Source organism: Campylobacter parajejuni (assembly GCF_046764905.1).
Classification (GTDB): domain Bacteria; phylum Campylobacterota; class Campylobacteria; order Campylobacterales; family Campylobacteraceae; genus Campylobacter_D.
The window spans coordinates 1-7,211 of sequence record NZ_JBKORB010000017.1 but is presented as its reverse complement, the minus strand read 5'-3'; the positions used below and the strand labels follow the sequence as shown (position 1 = coordinate 7,211).

Genomic DNA, 7,211 nt, shown 5'->3' with positions numbered 1-7,211 from the left:
TTAGATGATGCCTTAGCCCTAAAACAAATCTTAGAAAATATACTTTCTAAAGATTTCATTCTGCCTTTAGAATTTTTAGAAAAAGTTTATCAAAATATACAAAATTTCAATCACGCCTTAGATGAAGATGAGTTTATACAGGATGAAACTTTAAGGGGTATTTTTGCATATCGAGGGAAATTTATCTCTGATGTTTTAAAGCAGGGAATTTTAGATGAGACGCAATTTAATCTAGCTTATATCAAGGCTTTCTACGAATGGCTAGTTTGTTTTATAGAAAAATTGGAGTATAAATATCAGTCATTGTGTCCTAACTCCGTCATTGCATTTTAGTATCGTCATTGCGAGAATGCTTTGCATTCGAAGCAATCCCCTTAACTCCATTTCCATAACTTCGTCATTACGAGCTGACTTAGTCAGCGTGGTAATCTCTCTAGACCCAATTTGTCTTTGCAAACCTAGTCCCGTCATTGCGAGACGATAAGTCGGCGAAGCAATCCAAGTCTAAAAATTTTCCACAATTTTCCAAAAAACTATAAAATATTTTTTTAAACATACCGATATAGCCTTTAACAAGTTCATGGATGAGCTTGAATTTTTTTAAAAGGATTTAAAATGGGATTTCGTATTAACACAAACGTTGGGGCATTGAACGCTAAGGCAAATGCAGATTTAAATAGTAGGTCATTAGACCAATCACTTGCGAGACTTAGTTCAGGTCTTAGGATTAACTCCGCAGCAGATGATGCTTCAGGGATGGCGATAGCGGATTCTTTGCGTTCGCAAGCTTCTACTTTGGGTCAAGCTATTTCAAATGGTAATGATGCTTTAGGTATTTTACAAACTGCCGATAAGGCTATGGACGAACAGCTTAAAATCTTAGATACTATTAAGACTAAGGCTACTCAAGCTGCTCAAGATGGACAAAGCTTAAAAACAAGAACTATGCTTCAAGCTGATATCAATCGTTTGATGGAAGAGCTTGATAACATCGCCAATACCACTTCTTTTAATGGTAAGCAACTTTTAAGTGGCGGTTTCATCAACCAAGAGTTTCAAATCGGTGCGAACTCAAACCAAACCATCAAGGCAACCATAGGGGCAACTCAGTCTTCTAAGATAGGTTTAACACGCTTTGAAACAGGAGGTAGGATTACAGCTAGTGGTGAAGCACAACTTACTTTTAAAAACTACAATGGTATAGAAGATTTTAAGTTGCAAAAAGTGGTTATCTCTACTTCAGTAGGAACAGGTCTTGGAGCTTTGGCTGATGAGATAAACAAAAACGCTGATAAAACCGGCATTAGAGCTACTTTTACGGTAGAAACTAGAGGTTTTGCTGCAGTTAGAGAAGGGGCAACTTCAGATGATTTTGCTATCAATGGTGTAACGATTGGTAAAGTGGATTATAAAGACGGAGATTCTAATGGTGCTTTAGTTGCAGCTGTTAATTCCGTAAAGGATACCACAGGTGTTGAAGCTTCTATTGATGAAAATGGTAAGCTTTTGCTTACTTCAAGAGATGGTAGAGGTATTAAAATCGATGGTAATATAGGCGGTGGTGCTTTTATCAATGCAAATATGAAAGAAAACTATGGTCGTTTATCCTTAGTGAAAAATGATGGTAAGGATATTTTAATTTCTGGTTCAGGTATGTCCTTTGCAGGATTTGGTGCGGGTGTGTTCATTTCTCAATCTTCAGTATCTCTAAGAGAATCAAAAGGACAAATTGATGCAAAAATTGCTGATGCTATGGGCTTTAATTCTGTTGATAGAGGTAAGATTATTGCAGCAAGTGGTGTTTCTGCTTATATGAGTGCTGCAGGAAGTGGTTTTTCTGCAGGTTCAGGCTATTCAGTAGGTAGTGGTAAGAATTATTCTACTATCATTGCTTCTCAAGGGGTGGTAATTAGTGAAGTTTCAGCTATTTCTACAATCTATACCGTGTCCGCAGGTTCAGGCTATTCTAGTGGTTCGAATATGTCTCAGTTTGCTTCTATGAAAACTTCACTTGGAAATACACTAGGTGCTGTAAATGAATCCGCAGGTGTAACCACACTTAAGGGTGCTATGGCTGTAATGGATATAGTTGAAACGGCTACAACTAATCTAGACCAAATTAGGGCAGATATCGGTTCGGTGCAAAATCAAGTTACATCGACTATCAACAATATCACTGTAACCCAAGTGAATGTTAAAGCAGCTGAATCGACTATTAGAGATGTGGATTTTGCTAGCGAGAGTGCGAACTACTCCAAAGCCAACATCCTAGCTCAAAGTGGTTCTTATGCTATGGCTCAGGCTAATTCTGTCCAGCAAAATGTTTTAAGATTACTCCAGTAAGTTATCTTAAACAACTTAAAAATGCTACAACAATCCCAAAGCCTAGTAGAAATACTAGGCTTTATTATTTTTCAGTGAATCTCTTTACTCGCATTGACCTTAGTTTTTATTTGGTCAAACTGAAACAATCTCGCCTTTCCGTTATTGCATTTTAGCATCGTCATTGCGAAAGGCTTCAGCCTTGAAGCAATCCCCCTTAAACCCCAAATCACACTTGAACCCATCTTAATTTCAAATAAAATTTCACAACACTCTAAAAATTCTTAAGCTAAATTTTAATACAATTTCAAAGTGTTTTAAAGGGATAAACTTTCAAAAGCCTAGTGCTAATGGAGGTAAGAGATGATTGAAGTAACTATGTTTATCATTACTTTAATCGTCCTTGTTCTAGTCATAAAAAACTAGGACAAAGACTAAAATTAATATAAAAACGAAAATATTATATTCAAGCCCTGCTTAGTCTGTCCTTAAACACAAATCTCGCTAGGTTTTTGGCAGGGCTTAACCTAGCTTTATCTTAAACAATCTTTTAGTGTAATTCTTAAGCTAAATTTTAATACAATCTCAAAGTTTAAGCATTCATTCTCTTTTGCTTAGGTTGGAAGGGAGTTAGTATGGTAGAATTAATGATAGTTTTAACTTTATTGATTTTACTAGTTAAAAGCTTAAAAGCTTTTAACTAAAACTTTTTAAACCTTTTTAATTATAAAGTCTCTACACTAAAAGAGAGCTTAAACAATCTAAATTTAACCTAGCCTTGAGTGTAGGGGTTAGGCTTATTTGTCTTTGCAAACTCAACTCCGTCCTTGTATCTCTTAGCCGTCATTGCGAGGGTTTGAAAAACCTGAAGCAATCCCCTACCTATATCAAAAGTTGGAACACTTCTTGCTTTAATTCTTTCGATGCAATATTTTGAAAGGATTTAAAATGGGTTTTAGGATAAACACCAACATCGGTGCATTAAATGCACACGCAAATTCAGTTGTTAATGCTACTCAACTTGATAAGTCTTTAAGCAGACTTAGTTCAGGTCTTAGGATTAACTCCGCAGCAGATGATGCTTCAGGGATGGCGATAGCGGATTCTTTGCGTTCGCAAGCTTCTACTCTAGGTCAAGCTATAAATAATGGTAATGATGCCATAGGTATTTTACAAACTGCCGATAAGGCTATGGACGAACAGCTTAAAATCTTAGATACTATTAAGACTAAGGCTACTCAAGCAGCTCAAGATGGACAAAGCTTAAAAACAAGAACTATGCTTCAAGCTGATATCAATCGTTTGATGGAAGAGCTTGATAACATCGCCAATACCACTTCTTTTAATGGTAAGCAACTTTTAAGTGGAAATTTCATCAACCAAGAGTTTCAAATCGGTTCAAGTTCAAACCAAACCATCAAGGCAACCATAGGGCCAACTCAGTCTTCTAAGATAGGTTTAACACGCTTTGAAACAGGAGGTAGGATTACAGCTAGTGGTGAGGTGCAATTTACTTTGAAAAACTACAATGGTATAGAAGATTTTAAGTTCCAAAAAGTGGTTATCTCTACTTCAGTAGGAACAGGTCTTGGAGCTTTGGCTGAAGAGATAAATAAATCAGCCGATAAAACTGGAGTTAGAGCTACTTTTACGGTAGAAACTAGAGGTTTTGCTGCAGTTAAAGAAGGGGCAACTTCAGATGATTTTGCTATCAATGGTGTAACGATTGGTAAAATAGATTATAAAGACGGAGATGCTAATGGTGCTTTAGTTGCAGCTGTTAATTCCGTAAAGGATACCACAGGTGTTGAAGCTTCTATTGATGAAAATGGTAAGCTTTTGCTTACTTCAAGAGATGGTAGAGGTATTAAAATCGATGGTAATATAGGCGGTGGTGCTTTTATCAATGCAAATATGAAAGAAAACTATGGTCGTTTATCCTTAGTGAAAAATGATGGTAAGGATATTTTAATTTCTGGTTCAGGTATGTCCTTTGCAGGATTTGGTGCGGGTGTGTTCATTTCTCAATCTTCAGTATCTCTAAGAGAATCAAAAGGACAAATTGATGCAAAAATTGCTGATGCTATGGGCTTTAATTCTGTTGATAGAGGTAAGATTATTGCAGCAAGTGGTGTTTCTGCTTATATGAGTGCTGCAGGAAGTGGTTTTTCTGCAGGTTCAGGCTATTCAGTAGGTAGTGGTAAGAATTATTCTACTATCATTGCTTCTCAAGGGGTGGTAATTAGTGAAGTTTCAGCTATTTCTACAATCTATACCGTGTCCGCAGGTTCAGGCTATTCTAGTGGTTCGAATATGTCTCAGTTTGCATCTATGAAAACTTCACTTGGAAATACACTAGGTGCTGTAAATGAATCCGCAGGTGTAACCACACTTAAGGGTGCTATGGCTGTAATGGATATAGTTGAAACGGCTACAACTAATCTAGACCAAATTAGAGCAGATATTGGTTCGGTGCAAAATCAACTTCAAGTAACGATTAACAACATCACTGTAACCCAAGTGAATGTTAAATCAGCTGAATCGACTATTAGAGATGTGGATTTTGCTGCTGAAAGTGCGAATTTTTCTAAATATAACATCCTAGCTCAAAGTGGTTCTTATGCTATGAGTCAGGCTAATGCCGTGCAGCAGAATGTTTTAAAACTCTTACAATAATCTTTAATCTTAGATGCCTAGCATCTAAGATTTTCAAAGAGCCTTTTTCTTTTCTAATAAGTCTTGTAAAGGTAAAATAGCGATTTTAAGTCTTTTATCTTGAGCTTCTAAAAGTTCTATAATGCTTTCAAGCAAGGATTCGTGTGCATAAATCCAAGCAAAAAGTTTATTTTGTTTATCGGTCTCATTTTTTATATCTTGAAGATATAAGGGTGCTAAAATGCTTTGCTCGTGGTGCAAGGTAGGTCCTAGAATTTCCACTAAAAAGCTGTATCTTTTACTTGTAAGTTTTTCTTTAAGTTTGTCTATATTTTGATTGATTTCGTTAAAAGAAAATCTACTTTTTCCGTATGTGAGTTTGTGAATTTGCCTTTTAACTCTTTTGCATTCCTTTTGAAAATTTAAGGCTAGACTCATATTTTTTTTGATTTTTGTGTAGATTTTTAAGCCCAAATCAAGCTGTTCTTTAAGGCTTAAATTTTTTAGACTTTTAAAATTTTTATCCTTTTCCTTGTCAAGTAGGCTTTGGCAACATTCCTTAAAAGGCTTTTCTATCGCACTTTCTATCCTAGCACCCCCTTCGGTGCAGTTGTAGGTTTTCGTTTTGCTAAAAAAGATAAAACCTTCAAAAACTTGCCTAAAAAGAGTCCATACTTCAGAGCTTTCTACCTTACCTTCGCCTCCATAAGCTGTGGTGCTAAATCTTCCTAAATCCTTTTCATAATGTCCTTCGTGCCAACTTGCGTGGATAAAACCTTTAGAATGTGAGTTTCCATCCTCGCCGTAAGCTAAATCTTGCCCTATTAAAATGATATTTTTATGCCCTAAATTTTCTGCAAGCTCATAAGCCATATGCGATACACTCATACCCCCATTAATATAGCCATAATCATCAAGTTCTAAATATCTTGCAAAGGGTTGTCCTTTGATGATGAGTATATAGGACCTTTGATTTTTTTCTAGATAAGTGATGGTTTTTTTATGCGCTAAAGAAGCGACTAAAAATACAATGTCTTTATCAAAAATTCCAAAATCATTATTAAAGCACTCAGCCACCACCTCATCGCGTTCAAGCATACACACATAATCAGGCTTTATCCCATTCTTAGCCAAAATAGGATAAGAACTATCCGCACAAAATATAGTAGCCTTACTCGCGTATTTTTTAAGCAAAGGAAGTTGTTTAGTAAGGCTAGGTCCGGTTGAGACGATGATGGCGCTCTCTTTAGCGTTTTTTCTTTTGTTTAAAAGCTCTTTATAGCTAGGATGCGTGATGAGTTTGGGAAGATTATAAACAAATTGCTCAATGCCTTGCATAGCGTCTTTAGGGTCGTTTCCATGCATAAGGCTGTGATTTTTTATGGTTAAGATATTGAGTTTATTGAGTTTTAAAATATCTTCTTTGTAAATTTCGTAAAAATCATTGGCAATGTGAAGTTTGTAAGAACGATAAAGCAAATCCCCCACAAGGCGAAATACCTTATCTATTTTAGGCAAAGAAATATCATCGTGATGGATGATAATCAGTCTTCCCAAGCCCAAATCCTTGCTAAAATCCACAAAATTTAAAGCCAAAAATATAAGTTCTAATTCTTTTTCAAAAACAATAATTCTTTTAAGATGTTTGTTTTGTAATAAAATTTTATACAAAATTCCATTTCCCATTCCATAAAAAAAAAGCACAGGATAACGCGTAAAATCCTTAAAATATTCTAAATCTTTTTCTAATTCCTTAACAGGATTTTCATACATTTTTTTCAAAGTTCTTTTTTTGATGATATTAATATCCAAATTATCCTTTCCTTGAGTGAAGACAAAATCCCTAAGTTCGTTTAAATTTTGAAGTTTTTTGCGTAAATTATCATACTCAAAACCATTCAAGGCTTTGAGATTTTTTTTGAAATTATTTTCTTCTTTTTCATTTTTTTTTATTTTTTTACTCTTTGCTTTTTTCATTTTCTTGCTTTCTTCTAGTTTGTTCTTTTCTTTTGTCATTTTTCGCCTTTCTTAGCCAAAATTTTCTTTTCAGCTTTCACTCTTCCCCCTTACTCTCTTTATCCACTTCCCTAATCCTCTTTCTTTAAGCTTTTCTTCTAAAGGATTTATATTTTTAATCAAAGCATTTTCTTGAGCTTTAATATGTCCATAAACTAATTCCATAAATTCCAAATGCTCTTTAATCCAAAGAACACTTTTATTAAAACTATCTTCTT

General features: G+C 35.1%; 4 protein-coding genes and 1 pseudogene. 3 read left to right on the top strand and 2 right to left on the bottom strand.

Annotated features, from left to right (window positions below):
- From ACLL8X_RS09170 to ACLL8X_RS09160, 3 genes and pseudogenes are all read left to right on the top strand, one after another.
- Nucleotides 1-333: pseudogene (locus ACLL8X_RS09170) on the top strand (motility associated factor glycosyltransferase family protein); the annotation flags it as partial.
- Between the two features lie 282 nt (nt 334-615).
- Nucleotides 616-2,343: a flagellin gene (locus tag ACLL8X_RS09165; protein ID WP_411990617.1), complete on the top strand. Its 1,728-nt coding sequence runs from the start codon at nt 616-618 to the stop codon at nt 2,341-2,343.
- A gap of 927 nt (nt 2,344-3,270) precedes the next feature.
- Nucleotides 3,271-4,998, top strand: coding sequence for a flagellin A (locus ACLL8X_RS09160; RefSeq protein ID WP_411990616.1), 1,728 nt, complete (start codon nt 3,271-3,273; stop codon nt 4,996-4,998).
- A gap of 33 nt (nt 4,999-5,031) precedes the next feature.
- Here ACLL8X_RS09160 and ACLL8X_RS09155 read toward each other — a convergent pair whose 3' ends face one another.
- Together ACLL8X_RS09155 and ACLL8X_RS09150 are read right to left on the bottom strand one after the other, a co-directional pair.
- The gene (locus ACLL8X_RS09155) at nt 5,032-6,954 is read right to left on the bottom strand and encodes a motility associated factor glycosyltransferase family protein (protein ID WP_411990618.1); all 1,923 of its coding nucleotides are present in this window, start codon (nt 6,952-6,954) and stop codon (nt 5,032-5,034) included.
- A gap of 69 nt (nt 6,955-7,023) precedes the next feature.
- On the bottom strand, nt 7,024-7,211 hold a 188-nt coding region (locus tag ACLL8X_RS09150; protein ID WP_411990615.1), incomplete at its 5' end, for a hypothetical protein.

Bases quoted from the DNA above. Each gene is read 5' to 3' on its own strand.
- ACLL8X_RS09165 (WP_411990617.1), top strand. From the start codon at position 616: ATGGGATTTCGTATTAACACAAACGTTGGGGCATTGAACGCTAAGGCA.
- ACLL8X_RS09160 (WP_411990616.1), top strand. From the start codon at position 3,271: ATGGGTTTTAGGATAAACACCAACATCGGTGCATTAAATGCACACGCA.
- ACLL8X_RS09155 (WP_411990618.1), bottom strand. From the start codon at position 6,954: ATGAAAAAAGCAAAGAGTAAAAAAATAAAAAAAAATGAAAAAGAAGAA.